The 19380-nt window shown below is 69.8% G+C and carries 6 protein-coding genes; 1 reads left to right on the top strand and 5 read right to left on the bottom strand.

The window, feature by feature from the left end:
• Positions 1 to 193: 193 nt before the first annotated feature.
• Together fgd and ACFTWF_RS06885 are read right to left on the bottom strand one after the other, a co-directional pair.
• Positions 194 to 1201, bottom strand: coding sequence for a glucose-6-phosphate dehydrogenase (coenzyme-F420) (gene fgd / locus ACFTWF_RS06890; RefSeq protein ID WP_378460505.1), 1008 nt, complete (start codon positions 1199 to 1201; stop codon positions 194 to 196).
• Between the two features lie 55 nt (positions 1202 to 1256).
• A complete protein-coding gene (locus tag ACFTWF_RS06885; protein WP_073370691.1) occupies positions 1257 to 1598 on the bottom strand; it encodes a YidH family protein in 342 nt (113 codons plus the stop codon).
• Positions 1599 to 1690: 92 nt separating this feature from the next.
• Here ACFTWF_RS06885 and ACFTWF_RS06880 point away from each other — a divergent pair, with 92 nt between their 5' ends.
• Positions 1691 to 2650, top strand: a complete 960-nt coding sequence (locus tag ACFTWF_RS06880) for an alpha/beta hydrolase (protein WP_378460504.1) — start codon at positions 1691 to 1693, stop codon at positions 2648 to 2650.
• On the opposite strand, the gene ACFTWF_RS06875 is transcribed toward ACFTWF_RS06880, so the two are convergent.
• The 3 genes from ACFTWF_RS06875 to ACFTWF_RS06865 are packed head-to-tail and all read right to left on the bottom strand — an operon-like array spanning position 2606 to position 19366.
• Positions 2606 to 14104 (bottom strand): amino acid adenylation domain-containing protein, encoded by an 11499-nt coding sequence (locus tag ACFTWF_RS06875; RefSeq protein WP_378460503.1) that lies wholly within the window; start codon positions 14102 to 14104, stop codon positions 2606 to 2608. The genes ACFTWF_RS06880 and ACFTWF_RS06875 overlap by 45 nt on opposite strands.
• On the bottom strand, positions 14091 to 14951 hold the full coding sequence (locus ACFTWF_RS06870; protein ID WP_378460502.1) for a 3-hydroxyacyl-CoA dehydrogenase family protein: 861 nt from the start codon (positions 14949 to 14951) through the stop codon (positions 14091 to 14093). The genes ACFTWF_RS06875 and ACFTWF_RS06870 overlap by 14 nt, the downstream gene beginning before the upstream one ends.
• Complete coding sequence (locus tag ACFTWF_RS06865) at positions 14948 to 19366, bottom strand: condensation domain-containing protein (protein ID WP_378460501.1); 4419 nt, start codon at positions 19364 to 19366, stop codon at positions 14948 to 14950. Before ACFTWF_RS06865 ends, ACFTWF_RS06870 begins: the two co-directional genes overlap by 4 nt.
• Positions 19367 to 19380: the final 14 nt, after the last annotated feature.

Here is a 19380-nt window from a genome sequence, read left to right as displayed (position 1 = left end):
CAGGGTGGATGCCGGGGCAAGGGAACATCCACGCCCGCTGCCGGAACTCACTACAGACGATCGGCAAATTTTGAGCAAGCCTCGAGTCGGAGTTGTGGGGATCATCACCGAGGGCTTGACGTCCGGCGCTCCGCGCCCGTGAGTGGTTGACGAGTCCCGGCACTCCTCGACCACGCACGGGCGGCGAAGCCGCCTACCCCCGCAGCCGGGGAGCGAGATCGCGCTCGAACAACTCCAGGAACCGCTTCTGATCGTGCCCAGGCGCATGGAACACGAGATGGTTCAGCCCGGCGTCGAGGTACGGCTTGATCTGCGCGACCGCCTCGTCCGGATCCGACGCCACGATCCACCGCTTCGCGACCTGCTCGATGGGCAGCGCGTCCGCCGCCTTCTCCATCTCGATCGGATCGTCGATGCTGTGCTTCTGCTCCGGCGTCAGCGACAGCGGCGCCCAGAACCGGGTGTTCTCCAGCGCCGCCTCCGGATCCGTGTCGTACGAGATCTTGATCTCGATCATCTTGTCGATCTCCGCGACATCGCGCTCCGCCTTCGCCGCACCCTCCGCGACCGCGGGCATCAGCTTGTCGGTGTACAACTCCATGCCCTTACCCGAGGTGCAGATGAACCCGTCACCACTACGACCGGCGTACCGGGCCACCACCGGACCCCCGGCCGCGATGTACACCGGGATCCCACCCTCGGGCACGTCGTAGATCGACGCCCCCTTCGTCGAAAAGTATTCACCCTCGAAGTCCACCCGGTCGCCCAGCCACAGCTCACGCATCAACCGCACCGACTCCCGCAGCCGCGCGAACCGCTCCTTGAACTCCGGCCACTCGCCCGCGAAACCGGTCGCGATCTCGTTCAAAGCTTCACCGGTCCCCACCCCGAGCATGATCCGCCCCGGATACAGACACCCCATCGTCGCGAACGCCTGCGCCACCACCGCCGGGTTGTACCGGAACGTCGGCGTCATCACCGACGTCCCCAACTGCAACCGCTCCGTCCGCTCCCCGACCGCCGTCATCCACGCCAGCGAGAACGGCGCATGACCACCCTCGTGCCGCCACGGCTGGAAATGATCCGACACCGTCGCCGAATCCATGCCGTGCCGCTCAGCCAGGACACCCAGCTCCACCAACTCCCGCGGACCGAACTGCTCCGCAGACGCCTTGTAACCGAGCTTGAGTTCGTGGGCCACCGTGTACTCCTTCGTTTTCACGTCCGGTTCGCGCGGTGCAAACCTCTTCTGCAGGTTAGAGCGCAGCCACCAGGCTGGCGACCGCCGCTCCCAGTGCCACCACCGTCAGTGTCACCGCGAACAACCACAACTCGTGCGGTGGCGGCATGGGTGCGCCGTCGCGGAGTGCCTTCTCGACCTGGGACCACCGCCGCATGCCGACGAGGGCGGCGGCCGCCGCGAGTCCGATCAGGATCAGGCCCAGCGTGGTCCGCACCCATCCGGTACTGAACTCGGGGACGAGGTGGATCATGGCGATTCCGCCGGCGAGCAGTGCGAGCGAACTCCGCATCCACGCGAGGAACGTCCGCTCACTGGCGAGGGTGAATCGCTCGTCGGGCCGGTCGTTGTCGGTCACCGAATCATCTTTACACCGGTTCGCCGGAACCGCACCAAGCAGGTGCCCCGCCGTCCTAGATTGGAAGGGCAGGCCACAGCCAGGGGGCGTCCATGCGACCGTTCGAAGCTCTGCGATCCGTGACCGCGCTGCGCGTATGGGCGGTCTTGTTGCTGGTGGTGGCCTCGTGGGTCGTGATCGCCCCGCGACCGGCCTCGGCCGAGCCCCGGGTCACCCGGGTGGACGTGTATTCGGAGTCGATGGGCCGGTGGGTGGCCAACGACGTCCTGTCGCCCTCGACGGGCGGTCCGGCACCCACGTTCTATCTGCTCACCGGTATCGGCGGCGGGTCGGACGGGATCTCCTGGTTCAACAACACCGGTGTGCGGGAGTTCTTCGCCGACAAGCACGTCAACGTGGTAATGCCGATCGGCGGCCAGTACAGCATGTACACCGACTGGAACACCGACGATCCGGTCCTCGGCCGGAACAAGTGGCAGACGTACCTGACGAGCGAACTCCCCGCCGCCATCGACAGCCGGTTCGCGACCACCGGGGTCAATGCGATCGGCGGGGTGTCCATGGCCGGCAGCGCCGTCCTCGACCTCGCGATCCAGGCGCCGGGTTTCTACCGTGCCGTCGGCTCGTACAGCGGGTGCGCCGCCACGAGCGGGCTGCTCGGGCAGGCGATGGTGCGGTCGATGGTCGAATTGCGCGGCGGGGGCAATGCCGCCAACATGTGGGGTTCCGCCGGGGACCCCGAGTGGCGTGTGCACGATCCGATGCTCAACGCCGAACGTCTGCGTGGCACAGAATTGTTCGTCTCCAGCGGCAACGGGATTCCCGGCAGCATCGACAACCACGACCCGGTGCTGGTGGTGCCGCAGACGATCGGCGGCAGCGTCGTCGAGATGGTGACCAATGTGTGTGCGGCAACGTTCCAGTCGCGGCTGCAGACGCTGGGGATTCCCGCCACGTTCGCCTACCTTCCGCAGGGCACCCATTCGTGGGGGTTGTTCGAGTCGGAGCTACGGCAGTCCTGGCCCGTCATCGGCGGCGCGATCGGGGCGTGACCCGAGGGCTCTCTCCAGGACAGGCCCGATGACGGCGAGGGCTTCCGGTGTGGTCATCCTCAGGTGGTCGCATTCCACCTTGTTCTCGACGATCACACCGGTGACGACGGGCTGCCACACACTCGGCGACGGACGCTCGCCCTCCTCGCCGTCGGCGGATTGTGCGGCGCTGAAGAACAGCAGGTCGCCGTCGAACACCCGGGGCCGGTATCCGGTGGAGATCTGCTTCGAGTTCTCCAGTCCGGTACTGATGCGACCGAGGAGGGCCGACGCGAATGCGGGGTCGCGGCCGAAGGAGCGGCCGAGCATCTCGACCAGTTGCTCGCGGTACGACGGCCCGGTGTCGTCGGCGTCCTCGAACTCGACCCCCAGCCCGTGCAGCCACTCCTCGGCGTTCACCTCGAGGTCGCCGAAGTCGTCGCCTTCCGCGACGTAACTGTCCATCATCGCGAGTGTGCCCACCTCCGCGCCGGATTCGCGGAGTTCGACGGCGATCGCCTGGGCGATCACTCCACCCAGCGACCAACCCAGCAGGTGGTAGGGCCCGTCGGGCTGCACCGCACGCATCTCGACCACGTACCGATGGGCGAGTTGCGCCATCGAATCGAAAGTTGTTCCGCCGCTGAGGATCGGCAGTTGCAGCCCGTACATCGGCCGGTCGGGTGCGAGGTATTTGACGAGTCCCGCGTAGCCCAGCGCGAGCCCGCCTGCCGGATGTACGCAGAACAGTGCGGGTCGCGTCCCGCCTGCCCGGAACGGGACGACGACCTTCAGCACGTCGTCGGACGGCCTGTCTGCGAGCACCGACGGGTCGGTGATGCGATGCGCGAGACCCTCCGGGGTCGGGTGGCGGAAGATCCACTGCAGGACCACGTCGGTGCCGAGCCGATCCCGGAGCGCGGACGCCACCCGCGTCGCGACGAGCGAGTTCCCGCCCAGTGCGAAGAAGTCGTCGTCGGCTCCGACGCGGTCGAGACCGAGCACGTCGGCGAACACGTCCGCGACCGCCTGCGCCACGGGGCCTGTGGGGGCCCGGAACTGCCGGGGCGCGAGTACCGGTGCGGGGAGCGAACGCCGGTCCAGTTTGCCGGTGCGGCCGACGGGCAACCGGTCGAGCACCACCACCTGGGTGGGCACCATGTAGGGCGCGAGGTGAGCCCCGGCGAACCGCAGCAACTCGGCGGTGTCGAGGCTCGCACCGGCCTCCGCCGTCACGTACCCCACCAGCACGCCCCCGGTGCCGCCGTGCACGGTGACCGCCGCGCGGCCGACGCCGTCGCAGCGGGCGAGTACCGATTCGATCTCACCCAGTTCCACTCGCTGTCCACGAATCTTCACCTGGAAGTCGTTGCGTCCCACGTACTCGAGGCGGCCGATGTCGGCCCACCGCACGAGATCGCCGGTGCGGTACATGCGGGAGCCGGGGTCCCCGAACGGGTTCGCCACGAAAGACGCGCCCGTCAGCGCCGGGCGGCGGTGATAGCCGCGGGCCAGTCCCGGCCCCGCGACGTACAGTTCGCCGACCACCCCCACCGGAACGGGCTGCAGCCAGGTGTTCAACACGATCACGTCGACGCCCCGCCCCGGACCGCCGATGTTCACCGGTTCGTCGGGTGACAGCACCTCGCTGATCGTCGTCTGGACCGTGGCCTCGGCCGGGCCGTACCCGTTGAAGACGAAACGCCCCGGGGTCCAGCGGTCCGCCAATTCGGGTGGAAACCGTTCGCCCCCCATCCCGAGTATCCGCAGGGACGGAAGATCCTCGGGTCGGAGGGTGTCCAGGATCGTGGGGGTGAAGAAGGCGTGGGTGACCTGTTCCGCCTCGAGCAGTTCGGCCAGTTCCCGTCCCCCGACGATCGTCGGCGGCACGACCACCAGTGTCGCACCGACGGCGAACGCCATCAGAAGTTCGAACAAGGACGCGTCGAAACTCGGCGACGCCAGGTGCGACACCCGCGCACCGTGCATCGATGCGAACCGTTCCCGTTCCTCGACAGCGAGATTCGCGAGACCACCGTGGGTGAGCACGACTCCCTTCGGTGTTCCGGTGGAACCGGAGGTGTAGAGCAGGAACGCGGCGTGCTCGATGCGCAGCGGACGAACACGGTCCGCGTCGGAGATCGGGGCGGCCGACCGCGCACTCGCCACCGCGGGGTCGTCGAGCAGTAGCCACGGCACCGCCCCGGGCAACCGGTCGCGATGCGCCGTCACCGTCAACCCGAGCACCGCGCCCGAATCCTCGAGCATTCCGGCGATCCGCGCGGACGGCAGGGCGGGGTCGACCGGCACGTACGCCGCCCCCGACTTCGCCACCGCCCACACCGACAGCACCCAGGCGATCGACCGCTGCACTCCGATCGCGACCACCGTCTCCGGTCCCGCGCCCCGCTGGATCAGCTCGCGGGCCAGCCGGTTCGACCGTTCGTCGAGTTCCCGGTACGTCAGGGTGACGCCCTCGCAGGACACGGCGACCGCACCGTGTCCGAGCGCGGCGCCGGCGGCGAGCACTTCCGGGAGTGTGCGCGGCGCGGCCGCGGGGAACCCGCGCATGGGCACGAGTTCGTCCCGTTCGAGGGCGTCGAGGATGTCGAGGTCGCCCACCCGGATCGACGAATCGGATACGGCCGCATCGAGCATCCGGACGAACCGGTCGGCCAGCCCCGCGACGGTGTCGGCGTCGAAAAGGTCTGTGGTGTAGGCGAACGCGGCCGTGATTCCGGCCGGCGTTCCGTCGTCGTCGTACTCCTCGGACAATGTCAGCTGCAGGTCGAACCGTGCGATGGTCGCCCCGAGGTCGATACCGTCCACCTCGACGCCCGGCAGCGCGAGGTCGGGGCGCTCGACGTTCTGGAATTCGAGCAGCACCTGGAACAGCGGTGAGTGCGCCGTCGAGCGGGGCGGATCGAGGGCCTCCACCACCTTTTCGAACGGCACCTCGGCGTGGGCGTACGCACCGAGATCGATATCGCGTACCTGATCGAGGAGTGCCGAGAACGGACTCGCGTCGGAGACCAGCGTCCGCAGCACCACGGTGTTCACGAACATCCCGACGACGTCGTCGAGTGCGGCCTCGCCCCGGCCGGCGACGGGGGTGCCGACGGCGATGTCCTCGGACCCGGACATCCTCGCGAGGAACGCGGCCAGGGCGGCGTGCGCGACCATGAACACGGTCGACCGGTGCGCGGACGCCGTCGCCAGGAGCCGGCGGTGCAGTTCGGCGTCGATCTCGAATCCGACCCGGCTCCCCTGCGGCGACCGCTGCATCGACCGGGGTCGGTCGGTGGGCAGATCGAGGGCCGCGGGAAGACCGGCCAGTGTGGTGCGCCAGTAGTCCAATTGCTGCGACACCAGCGAGTGCGGGTCGTCTTCCGATCCGAGGAGTTGCCGTTGCCAGAGTGTGAAGTCGGCGTACTGGACCGTCGGCGGGTGCCACGCGGGGGGCTGCCCGTCCGCCCGGGCGGTGTAGGCCGTCATCATGTCGTGCGCGAGAGGGACCATCGACACCCCGTCCGCGACGATGTGGTGCACCACGACGAGCAGTACCCTGTCGGTCGCGGACATCTCGAACACGGCTGCCCGCAACGGAATCTGCCGTGTGACGTCGAATCCCTCCGACACCGCCGCCGCGAGCAGGTCCTGCAACTCCGCATCGCCGCGCACCGTCGTGACGGGCAGGACCGGCACCGCATCGCCGGCAGGCAGGATCACCTGCACCGGTTCCGTTCCGCTCATCGGGAACCGGGTGCGGAGCGATTCGTGTCGCGTCACCACATCCGCGACCGCGGCCCGCAGCGCATCGAGGTCGAGGGCGCCGGTGAGGCGGAACGCCATCGCGATGTTGTAGGCGGACGAGGAGATGTCGAATTGGTTGAGGAACCACATGCGGGTCTGGGCCAGGGACAGGGGGATTCGGTCGGGTCGTAGCGCTGCCCGCAACTCCGGACGCTCCGTTCGCACCACGGCTTTCGCCGCGCGCTCCGCGAACGCCAGCACGGTCGGCGCCTCGAACAAGGCGTGTACCCCGACGTCGACGCCGAGAGCGGCATCGACCCGGGCAACCACCCGGGTGGCCGACAGCGAGTCCCCGCTCAGATGGAAGAAGTCGTCGTCGGCGCCGACAGCGTCGACACCGAGCACGTCGCCGAACACGTCGGCGACGACGGCCTCGAACGGGGTGGACGGGGCCCGGAATCGACGGACCGGCGCCTGGGGTGCGGGAAGAGCCGCCCGATCCACCTTCCCCGCCACCGTCACCGGCAACTCCCCCAACACCACCACCACCGACGGCACCATGAACCCCGGCAACACCGACCCCGCAAACTCCACCACCACACCCGGATCCACCACCACCCCCACATCCCCCACCACATACCCCACCAACCGACCACCCTCACCCACCACCACCACCGCCCGCGCCACCCCCGGACACGACACCAACACCGACTCCACCTCCCCCAACTCCACCCGCTGCCCCCGCACCTTCACCTGAAAATCAGCACGCCCCACAAACACCAACGACCCCAACCCATCCCACCGCACCAAATCCCCCGTCCGATACAACCGCGACCCCACCACCCCAAACGGATTCGCCACAAACGACCCCGCCGTCAACCCCGCACACCCCACATACCCCCGCGCCAACCCCACACCCCCCACATACAACTCCCCCACCACACCCACCGGCACCGGACGCAACCACCCATCCAGCACCACCACCTCCACACCCACCGCCGGACCCCCCACCGTCACCGCCCCACCCGGCACCAACGCACCACTCACCGTCGCCTGCACCGTCACCTCCGTCGGACCGTACGCATCGAACAACTCCCGACCCGACCCCCACCGCGCCACCAACTCCGGCCCACACACCTCCCCCGCCACCACCAACACCCGCACCGACCCCAACCCACCCGACTCCACCGACGCCAACACCGACGGCGTCACAAAACAATGCGTCACCCCCTCCGCGTCCAACCACTCCCCCAACACACCCCCCCCCCCCCCCCCCGGCGGCGCCACCACCAAACACGCCCCCACCGAAAACGCCATCAACCACTCGTACACCGACGCATCAAAACTCACCGACGCCACATGCGACACCCGACACCCCACCCCCCACCCCAACCCCACCCGCACCTCCTCCACCAAATTCGCCAACCCCCCATGCGTCACCACCACCCCCTTCGGACGCCCCGACGACCCCGACGTATACATCACATACACCGCATTCCCCACCCCCAACCCCCCCGACCGCTCCCCCTCCCCCACCGCCGCCCCCGACACCCCCTCCACCACCGACCCATCATCAACCCGCAACCACTCCACCACCGACGGCAACACCACCCCCGACACCGACAACCCCACCACCGCACCAGAATCCACCAACAACTCCCCCACCCGCGCCCCCGGCAACCCCACATCCACCGGCACGAACACACCCCCCGACTTCACCACCGCCCACACCGCCACCACCAACTCCACCGACCGCGGCACCGCCACCCCCACCACCACCTCCGGACCCACACCCCACCCCACCAACACCCGCGCCCACCGATTCGACCACTCATCCAACTCCCCATACGACAACTCCACACCCCCACACGACACCGCCACCCCACCCCGATTCACCGCCACACCCCCCGCCAAAATCTCCGGCAACAACCGCACCCCCACACCCGACACACCCCGCACCGGCACCAACAACCCCCGCTCCACCACCCCCAACACACCCACCCCCGCCAACACCGTGCCCGGATCGGCCGCCATCGCCTCGAGTACCCGGGTGACCCGTGCTGCGATCGCGTCGACACCGGCCCGGTCGATCAGGTCGGGGCGGTAGTGAAACGTCATGTGCAACTGCGTGTCCACCGAGAAGGCGACACTCAGCGGGTAGTGGGTGGCGTCGACTCCCGTCACGTCGACCACCCGCATCCCGGCCAGCTCGGTGTCGGTGGTGAGTCCGCCCCGGTCGATCGGGTACGACTCGAACACGGTTGCCGTGTCGAACCCGATGTCGGAGCCTGCTGCTCGCTGAATGTCGGAGAGGCCGAGGTGATGGTGGTCGAGGAGCGCTGCCTGTTCCGCCTGAGTCCGGTCGAGCAACTCGCCCAGCGTTTCCCGGGGGTCGAGCGTGATCCGAGTGGGCACGGTGTTGACGAACAGTCCGATCATCGATTCGACTCCGGGCAGGTGCGGCGACCGCCCGGACACGGTGCTGCCGAACGTCACGTCGTCGCGGGACGTCGCCGCGCCCAGCACGATGGCCCACGCCACCTGCGTCACCGTGTTCAGTGTCGTGTCGCGGCGGCGGGCGAGGGTCGTGAGGTCGTCGGTCAGTTGCTCGGACACGGCGAACCGGGCGCTCTCCGGCGGAACCGACAGAGGCCGGTCCCGCGCGTCGGGCAGGAGCAGCGTCGGACCGTCGACCCCGGCGAGCGCGGCCGCCCAGGCCAGTCGTGACTCCTCCGGGTCTCGGCGATCCAGCCACGACAGGAAGTCCCGGTAGGGCCGGGGCATGGGCAATGGCAACGACATGTCGTCACCGGCCACGTAGAGCGCGAGCAGCTCGCGGATCGCCAGCGGCATGGACCACCCGTCGAGGAGGGTGTGATGGTTGGTCCACACGAGCCGGAATTCACGGCTTCCGGTGGACACCAGCAGGAACCGCACCAGCGGCGCCCGGGACGTGTCGAACGGCATGGCCCGGTCGGCGGCGAGGACGCGGTCGAGTTCGGCGGTGCGTGCGGCCTCGGGCAGATCCGAGAGGTCGAGGTCGCGGAACGACAGATCGACCGCGGCGGGCACCACCTGGACGAAGGTTCCGTCTCGGGCGGGCACGAACGCCACCCGCAGATTCGCGTGCCGATCGAGCAAGGCCTCTGCGGCGCGGCGCATCCGGGCCCGATCGACCGCACCCGTCAGGTGTAGTGCGACCTGCACCGTGTAGGCGTCGATCGACGGTTTCGCGAGCAGCGCGTGGAACAGCAACCCGGCCTGCAGCGGGGCGGGTGGCCACACGTCGGTGAGCGCGCCGAACCGCTCCGCCCACGTGTCGAGGTCGCTCTGCGTCACGTCGACGAGCGGAACGTCCGACGGCGTGAGCCCGCCGGCGTCCCCGCTCCGGGCGTGGGACACCAGTGCGGACACTGCTTCCCGCCACCGGGCCGCGAGCCGCTCCACCTCGGCACGCCCGAGCAGCGTGTCCGGGAACCCGAATCCGACCCGGAGCCGCCCACCGATCACGATCGCGTTGATCTCGATCGCCGCGGACGCCGGCATGTCCGGGTCCGGGACGTACCGCAGGTCGCCGAACCCGTCGGCGGGGGTCCAGCCGGCCGCGTTGCCGTCGTCCACCGAATCGGGCACCTGGCCGAGGTAGTTGAAACTGATCTGCCCCGGTTCCGTTCGCGGCAGGCTGCCTGCGGTCTCCGGGTTCAGGTACCGCAGCAGTCCGTAGCCGATGCCCATGTCGGGCACTGCCCGCAGGTGTTCCTTCACGCGCTTCACGGCGCTGCCCATGTTGCGACCGCCGGCGAGCGCGTCGTCGAGGTCGATGCCGCGCAGGTCGATCCGGACGGGGAAGACCGTCGTGAACCAGCCGACGGTGCGGGACAGGTCGGCACCCGGCACCACCTGCTGCTCGCGGCCGTGCCCTTCCAGTCGGAGCACCATCGACGTCCCTGGGATCCCCCGCTCGGCGCGCCATCTCGACGACGCCACCACCAGCGCCGTCAGCAGGACGTCGAGAACACCCCCGTGATACAGCCCCGGTAGGCCGGTCAGCAGGACCGCAGTGTCCTCGGAGGACATCTCGACACCGACGTCCTGCAGCGCGGTCGCGAGGTCCACACCCGGATCGAGCGGACGGTCGGTGATCAGCGGATCGGGTCCTTCGACGACGTTCTGCCACCACGCCAGTTCGGCGGCTCTCTCGCGCCGGACTGCTTCATCCGCCAGCGCGTGCGCCCAGCGGCGCATCGACGTCGCCGGTTCCGGCAGGACCGGTACGGCTCCCGAGCCGACCTGATGCCAGGCAGCGGCGAAGTCGGGCAGCAGAATCCGCCACGACACGCCGTCCACCGCGAGGTGGTGTGCCACCACGATCAGCAGACCCGGATCGAGCCACACGAATTGGGCGACCACTCCGTCGACTGGGCGCAGTCTCTGCACGGCCGCCTGGTGCTCGGCGGCGATCAGGTCTGCTCGCGTCCCGGGATCGGACTCCGGGTCGTAGGCGACGCGCCGGACCAGCGTGCCGGTGTCGATCTCGCTCGCGGCACGCGTCGCCATCTGCCACTGCCCGTTCGAGCCCTGATACAGCCGCGACCGCAGCATGTCGTGACGAGCGACGACGGCGGTGACGGTCGCGAGGAGCCGATCCGAATCGATGTCGGCCGGAAGTCGGAGCAGCACACTCTGGCTGAACCGCTCGAAGTGCCCGCCGCGCTCGATCAGGTACCGGACCACCGGTGTGGGTGGGAACGTGCCGATTCCGCCGCCGGCGAGTTCGGCGAGGGGAGTGGTGGTCTCCGCGTCCGCGATCTCCGATTCCGCCGCGAGCGCGGCCACCGTCCGGTGCTCGAACACCTGCTGCGGCGTGAACACCAATCCCTGTGCCTTGGCACGGGATACGAGCCGGATCGACAGGATGCTGTCGCCGCCCAGCGCGAAGAACGACTCGTCGAATCCGACCCGGTCGACGCCGAGCACCTCGGCGAACACCGACGCCAGCGTCTCTTCCGCCGCCGTCCGCGGCGCGCGGTGCGGCCCGCGCGACGCCTGGGGTGCGGGAAGCGCCGCCCGATCCACCTTCCCCGCCACCGTCACCGGCAACTCCCCCAACACCACCACCACCGACGGCACCATGAACCCCGGCAACACCGACCCCGCAAACTCCACCACCACACCCGGATCCACCACCACCCCCACATCCCCCACCACATACCCCACCAACCGACCACCCTCACCCACCACCACCACCGCCCGCGCCACCCCCGGACACGACACCAACACCGACTCCACCTCCCCCAACTCCACCCGCTGCCCCCGCACCTTCACCTGAAAATCAGCACGCCCCACAAACACCAACGACCCCAACCCATCCCACCGCACCAAATCCCCCGTCCGATACAACCGCGACCCCACCACCCCAAACGGATTCGCCACAAACGACCCCGCCGTCAACCCCGCACACCCCACATACCCCCGCGCCAACCCCACACCCCCCACATACAACTCCCCCACCACACCCACCGGCACCGGACGCAACCACCCATCCAGCACCACCACCTCCACACCCACCGCCGGACCCCCCACCGTCACCGCCCCACCCGGCACCAACGCACCACTCACCGTCGCCTGCACCGTCACCTCCGTCGGACCGTACGCATCGAACAACTCCCGACCCGACCCCCACCGCGCCACCAACTCCGGCCCACACACCTCCCCCGCCACCACCAACACCCGCACCGACCCCAACCCACCCGACTCCACCGACGCCAACACCGACGGCGTCACAAAACAATGCGTCACCCCCTCCGCGTCCAACCACTCCCCCAACACACCACCCCCCACCACCCCCGGCGGCGCCACCACCAAACACGCCCCCACCGAAAACGCCATCAACCACTCGTACACCGACGCATCAAAACTCACCGACGCCACATGCGACACCCGACACCCCCCCCCCCACCCCCACCGAACCCGCACCTCCTCCACCAAATTCGCCAACCCCCCATGCGTCACCACCACCCCCTTCGGACGCCCCGACGACCCCGACGTATACATCACATACACCGCATTGCCCACCCCCCACCGCCCCGACCGCTCCCCCTCCCCCACCGCCGCCCCCGACACCCCCTCCACCACCGACCCATCATCAACCCGCAACCACTCCACCACCGACGGCAACACCACCCCCGACACCGACAACCCCACCACCGCACCAGAATCCACCAACAACTCCCCCACCCGCGCACCCGGCAACCCCACATCCACCGGAACGAACACACCCCCCGACTTCACCACCGCCCACACCGCCACCACCAACTCCACCGACCGCGGCACCGCCACCCCCACCACCACCTCCGGACCCACACCCCACCCCACCAACACCCGCGCCCACCGATTCGACCACTCATCCAACTCCCCATACGACAACTCCACACCCCCACACGACACCGCCACCCCACCCCGATTCACCGCCACACCCCCCGCCAAAATCTCCGGCAACAACCGCACCCCCACACCCGACACACCCCGCACCGGCACCAACAACCCCCGCTCCACCACCCCCAACACACCCACCCCCGCCAACACCGTGCCCGGTGCGCCGACAAGGGCGTCGAGAATGTGGGCGAAGCGCTGTGCGTCGCCGGGGCCGTGCACGTCGACCGTCCAGAAACCTTCTCGGTCATCCACTTCCACGGACATTCCGTCGCCGGCAGAGCCCCACCGCTCCGCGACGGCGACGCCGCCCGCGCCGAGGTGCTCGACGCCCAGGGGTTCGCGCATTCCGCCTGTCACCGCCCACGAGTCGGCTGCGCCGTCCGCGGCGGCGAGGTACCGGTGCCTCCGGGATCTCCGGAGTTGCAGGCCCACCTGCCGCGTCAGCGCCTCGAACGTGAGATCCGGTGCGAGGGAGAGCCTCACGGGCGTGACGGTCCCGTCCGACCGGTGCCCGACCACCACGTCGTCGACGGCGGTGCGGCTGTGCGCATATACCGCCAGCGCGGCGAGCAGGACGGCCGCGGGGCCACCACCGCTACGCCGTGCGAGCCGCACGAGCGACGTGTCGGAGCGATGGGTGAACCGGGTGGGGCCGTCCTCTGCCGGAACCGGGCCGGTCCCGGGCCGCGTCGCGCCGGCGAGCAGTTGCTCCCAGTAGCGGCGGTCGTCGGCCCACGCGTCGCTCTCGCGGTACCGCGCATCGGAGGTCAGGGGAACCGCGGGCGGCACGAACGGCCAGGACTCCGGCGGCGGGGGCGGAGTGGCGTCCCCCGACGCGTAGACCTCGGCGGTGCGGCGGACGATCGCCGTCATTCCCGCCTCGTCGTTCACCAGCCGGTGGTAGCGCTGGAACCAGCCGTATCGGCCGTGCGGCAGCCGGAACAGGACGTGCACGTACAGCGCGCCGGTGGCGACGTCCATCGGCCTGCCCAGCTCGCGCTCGATCCACGCAGCCACGAGGTGGCCGGGATCGTGCGCCTCCGTGGCGTCGACGATCTCGGTGCCGACCACCGCGGCGCCGGCAACCTGCCCGGGTTCCGGGCCGTCGAGCACGAAAGCGGCATGCAAACAACCACATTCGGACAGCGTCTGTCGCAACGCCGCGGAGAGTCGGCCCTCGTCGAGCGGTCCGTCGAGTTCGAGGTACTGGGCGAACGACGCGTCGCCGCCGGCGCGGAGCACCCCGAGTTGGTCGAAGGTGAGGGGCAGCACCTCACCGGTAGTCATGGAATCCCCGCCCGGTCTTGCGCCCCAGGTGACCGGCGTCGATCAGGGCCTCGAGCGACTCGGGCGGGCGGTAGTGGTCGTCGCCGGTCAACTCGCGCAGCGCGGTCATCGTGTCGTGGACGTTGTCCAGACCGATCAGGTCTGCGGTCCGCAGTGGTCCCATCGGATGACCGAGGCAGCCCTCGAACAGTGCATCGGTGGTCGCCGCGTCGGCGATACCGTCGCCGAGTGCGGCGGCCGCCTCGGCGATGCACAGCATGAGCACCCGATTCAGCAGGAAGCCGGGTCCGTCGCCGACGACGATCCCGGTCTTGTCCAGCGACGCGAGCAATGTCAGCGCACGATCCAGCGTCTGCGCCGACGTCCGCGGCCCCCGCACCACCTCGACCGTGTCCTTGAGCGGCGCCGGGTTCATGAAGTGCAGTCCGACAACCTGTTCCGGGTGGGTGACGCTTGCCGCGAGCCGGTCCACGGGAATGCCCGACGTGCAGGTCGCGAGAATCGTCTCGGGTCCGCAGACGCGGTCCAGTTCGGCGAAGACCTTCTCCTTGAGATCGATACGTTCGGGGACGCACTCGATGACGAATGCGGCGTCGCGGAGTTCGGTCGGCGAGTCCGTCCACCGCACCCGCGCGGCAATCTCGGCGGGTTTCGGACCTCCGGTGCGGCCGAGCAGAATCGCCAGGCGCAGCGAGTCGCGCATCCGGGACCGGGCCCCGTCGACGGCCTGCGGGTCCGGATCGACGACGATCACGCCGTGACCGGCCTGCGCGAGACACTCGGCCACCCCGGCGCCCATCGTCCCGGCCCCCACCACGCCCACTTTCATCACACTGCCACCGTTCATCGCACTGCCTCCTGGTCGAAGCCGGTGTCGTCCTGGTGCACGTACTCCATCGCCGCCTCCTGGGTGGGCAGGTCGGGATGGGCGACGAGTCCGGCCAGCAGCCGGCGGAGGTCGGTGAGCATCGCGGCAGCCGTGCTCCGGTCGAAGAGGTCCGTGGCGTAATCGAGCGTGAGGGTGAGTCCGGTGGAACCGCGGGTCCACGACAGCGCCAGTTCGACGGGCGAGGGGCCGGGCGGTTCGGAATCGGCGTCGCGCTCCCCGTCACAGCGCACCGGGAACGCGTCGGGTGCGGCTGTCTCCGTGGACAACTCCCCGCGGACGACCGTCACGAGATCCGGGAAGGTGGGGTCCGCGGACAGATCGACGGCCACGAGCCGCGGCGCCTCCCCCGGCGCCGGGACCGTGCCCACCGCCACCTCGTCCTGCGCCGTGTACCAGGCGAGGAGCGTGAGCCAGGCGGCGAGCAGTTCCGGGTGGCCCGGCTGGCCGTCGAGCGGCGCCGTCACCCGGGCGGTCGCATAACTCGGCGATACCGTGTCGTTCGAGGGCTGCCGGGGCCGGTCGGCCGGGACCAGGGGCGGTGCCACCACCCGCGCCACCGGCGCCGGGGACGTGTCGGTCAGGAACACGGAGATGGGCTGTGTTCGCGGAGACTCCGCGACGCCTTCGAGGATGCGGACGTACTCGGCGCACAGTGCGACGGCCGTCTGCTCGGTGAACAGTTCCGTGCTGAACTCGAGTCCGGCCGCCATGTCGTCCTCGCCGCCCCGCTCCGTGGTGACGAGGGTGAGGTCGAATTTGGCCGTGCCGGAGGGCACCCCGCCGAACGCGATGGACGCCGGGTCCTCCTGGTCGAACAGCGTCTCGGTGAGTCCTTGCTGCGTCTGCAGCGCAGGCAGTTCCTGGTGGACGTGGCAGACGTCGAACAGGGGTGTCCGGCTCAGGTCCCGGTCGCCGGTGAGTGCGGTGACGACCCGGTCGAACGGGATCTCCTGGTGTTCGAGGGCGCCGAGCACGACGTCGCGCACGCGGGCGCACAGTTCGGTGACGGTCGGGTCGCCGGACAGGTCGGCGCGCAGTGCCACCGTGCTGTTGAAGTATCCGATCATGCCGGACAGTTCCGGCCGGTTGCGTCCGGTCGTCGGCGTTCCGACCACGAGGTCGCGTTGGTGGCTGCGGCTCGCCATGAGGAGGTAGAACGCGGAGAGCAGCACCACGAACAGCGACACGGATTCTCTCCGCGCCACGGCTCGCAGGCTCCGTGTCAGGTCCTCGGACACGGTGAACGTGTGGAACGCGCCGGTGAAGTTCTTCCGTTCCGGGCGCGGGAAGTCGGTGGGCAGCCGGAGCAGCGGAACATCCGCGAGGACGGTTCGCCAGTACTCCAACTCGGAGTCGAGCGCGGCACTCGCGATCAACTCCCGCTGCCACACGGCGTAGTCCCAGTATTCGACGGGGAGCGGGGCGAGGTCGGCGCGGCGACCGGTCCGGCGTGCCGCGTACAGGGCGGGCAGTTCCTGCTCGAAGATCCTCGGCGACCCCCCGTCGTTGACGGAGTGGTGGGTGGTGACCTGCAGGACGTGCTCGTCGGGGCCGATCCTGATGAGCAGTGCCCGCACCAGCGGGTCGGTGGCCAGATCGAATGGTGCGACGGCCGCCTCGTGCACGAGGGCCCGCGCCGCGGTCACCGGGTCCGGTTCACCCGACACGTCGGCGGTGCGGAAGAAGTCGCCGAGGGATTCCCGGATCCGCAGTTGCGGCTCCCCGTCCACCTCGACGTAGTTGGACAGCAGCACCCGGTGCCGTGCCGCGAGGTCGTCCCACATCCCCCGCACGGCGGATTCGTCGATCGGACCGTGCAATTCGCTGACCATCGGCAGGTTGTAGATGGTGGTCGCGGCGTCGAGTTGGTGATGGAACCACATGCGTACCTGACCGAACGACATCACGTGCCGCCCCCGCGGCACGATCGGCGGCAGCCCACCGGACGCGGAAGTGCCCTCCGCGAGGAGGGCGGCGAAGTCGGCAACCTTCGGCCGTTCGTAGAGGTCGATGAGTTTGGGCCGGACCCCGTACCGGTCCGACACCCGGTCGACGAGTTGCATGCCGATGAGCGAGTTTCCCCCGAGGTCGAAGTAGTCGTCCTCGGCGTCGACGTCCCTTTCGCTGTGGAGCAATTCGCGCAGCGTCGTCTGCAACCAGTCGAGGCTGTCTTCCGGAGCGGCCGCGGCCGCGGGGGCGTTCGGTTCCGTCGCCGGATCCTCCGGCGCGTCCGTCCAGTCGGGTCGGCCCGGGAGGTCGAACCAGCACCGCGATCCGCGCATCGGGTGGCCGGGTAGCCGCACCCGCCAGGCGGTGCCGTCGGCGTGGTCGACGGCCGCCCAGTCGAGGTCGATTCCGCGCTCGTACAGCCCGGCGAGCAGGTGGGTGACGGCCTCGGAACTGTCCGGCGCGCGGAGTACGTCGGCGTCCGGCCTACCGCCGAGCGCGTCGGCGAGCAGCGCCCCGAGCCGTCCCTCCGGGCTCGGCTCCACGAAGACGACGGGTCCGTCCGCGACCATCCCCTTCGCGACGGCGACGAGCCGGTCCGTGTCGATCGTGGGGTCCGCGGCCGCGCCGGCGATGTCTGCGGCGTCCACCGCCGACGAGGTGTCGCGCAGATACCGGGCCGCGTAGCGGGACACTCCGCCGCTGAGGACGGCGTCGACGGTGACGCCCGCCGCCCGCAGTTCCCGGTGGACGGCGATCTGACCGGCGAGGAGGTCCGCCGCGGCGCCGGTGGCGGGGAGTTCCGGCGGCAGGACGGGGTCGCGCAGTCCGGCCGGCATCCGGTCGGGCGACAGCAGGAGCGCCACGGCCGGTGCGCGCCGCGGCACGGGGGCGAATTCCCCTTGGCGCAAGTCGAGTTCGGCGGCGAGCGCGCCGAGCGAGCGCGAGAGTTCGGCGGTGCTGCGTGCGTGCACCGCCACCCGATATTCGTGATGCGGGCGGCCGCGGTTGAGGGTGAAGACGACATCGTCGAGGTCGTGACCGCGCACCGCCGTCGCCAATTCGGCGCACAGTGCGGCGAGGGCGCCCGCGCTCTTCGCCGAGACCCCGATCAGTCGGGTCGTGTCGTCGGCGCGGCTGCCGGCGGCGCGCTCCGGCGGCTGTTCCACCACGCAGTGCGCGTTGATGCCGCCGAGGCTGAACGAACTCACCCCCGCCCGCCGGGGACCGCTGTCGCCGCTCCACGGCCGGGCCCGGGTGAGCACCTCGATTCCACTGCGGCCGAGGTCGACTCCGCCGGTGGGCCGTTCGAAGTGCAAGGACGGATACAGTTCGCCGTGCTCGACGCCGAGGATCGCCTTCACGAGGCCGGACACTCCGGCGGCATGGTCGAGGTGACCGATGTTCGTCTTCACCGAGCCGATGGGCAGGGCCCCCGGCCGGCCGTCGAACGCCGCCGCGATGCCTTCGAGTTCGACGGCGTCGCCCAACGGGGTTCCGGATCCGTGGGCCTCGAGGTATCCGGCGTCGCTCGGGTCGAGGCCGGCGTTCCGCCACGCCCGGGAGATGACGGCCACCTGTGCGCGGGCGCTCGGGGAGCTGATGGTTGCGGACGAGTGGCCGCTCGACACCGTTGCGGTGCCGCGGATCACGGCATGGACGGGGACGCGGTCGGCACGCGCACGGGCCATCGTCGTGAGGAGTAGCACCGCGCCGCCCTCGCCGACCGCCGTGCCGTCCGCACTCGCGTCGAACGCCCGGCAGCGTCCGCCCGGTGACATCAGTTCGGCGGATCCCTCCGCCATGTCGGCGCGAATGCCGTTCACCCGCAGACTGACACCGCCGGCAAGCGCGAAGTCGGCGTCACCGGACCGCAGTTCCCGGCAGGCGTGGTGCACCGCGATCAGCGACCCGTTGCATCCCGAATCGACGGCGTAGCAGGGCCCGGTGAGCCCGAGGTGGTACGCGATCCGCGCCGGGACGGCGAACGGCACGTTGCCGAGCGTGCTGAGCACACCCGGCTCCGCCCACATCGCCGGATACGTCGACGTGGCCGCGCTGAACACCACCGCGGTCGCGCTGTCCCGGAAATCTGCCACCGAGTAGCCGGCGTCCTCGACCGCCTGATGCGCGAGGACGAGCGCGAGTCGTTGCTGCGGGTCGATCAGCGACGCTTCCCGTTTCGACAGGGTGAAGAACGAGTAGTCGAACGTGGCGATGTCCTCGACGAATCCCATCGCGTGGTAATGCGACGGGGGGCCCAGCCCGGTCGTCTTCGCCCGTGAGCGCGACAGGGGGCGCACCGAGTCGCGTCCGGCGGCGAGGTTGGCGCGGAATTCCGCGAGGTTCGCGGCCTCGGGGTAGCGCGCGGCGATGCCGACCACGGCGATGTCGTCGTCGCCCGGTGTGGGGTGTCGCACCGTCACCGTTGCCTCCTCCC

The organism is Rhodococcus sp. NPDC056960 (genome assembly GCF_042674125.1).
Lineage (GTDB): Bacteria > Actinomycetota > Actinomycetes > Mycobacteriales > Mycobacteriaceae > Rhodococcus_F.
The sequence above is the reverse complement of the archived record's forward strand: the minus strand, read 5'-3'. Positions and strand labels throughout refer to the sequence as shown.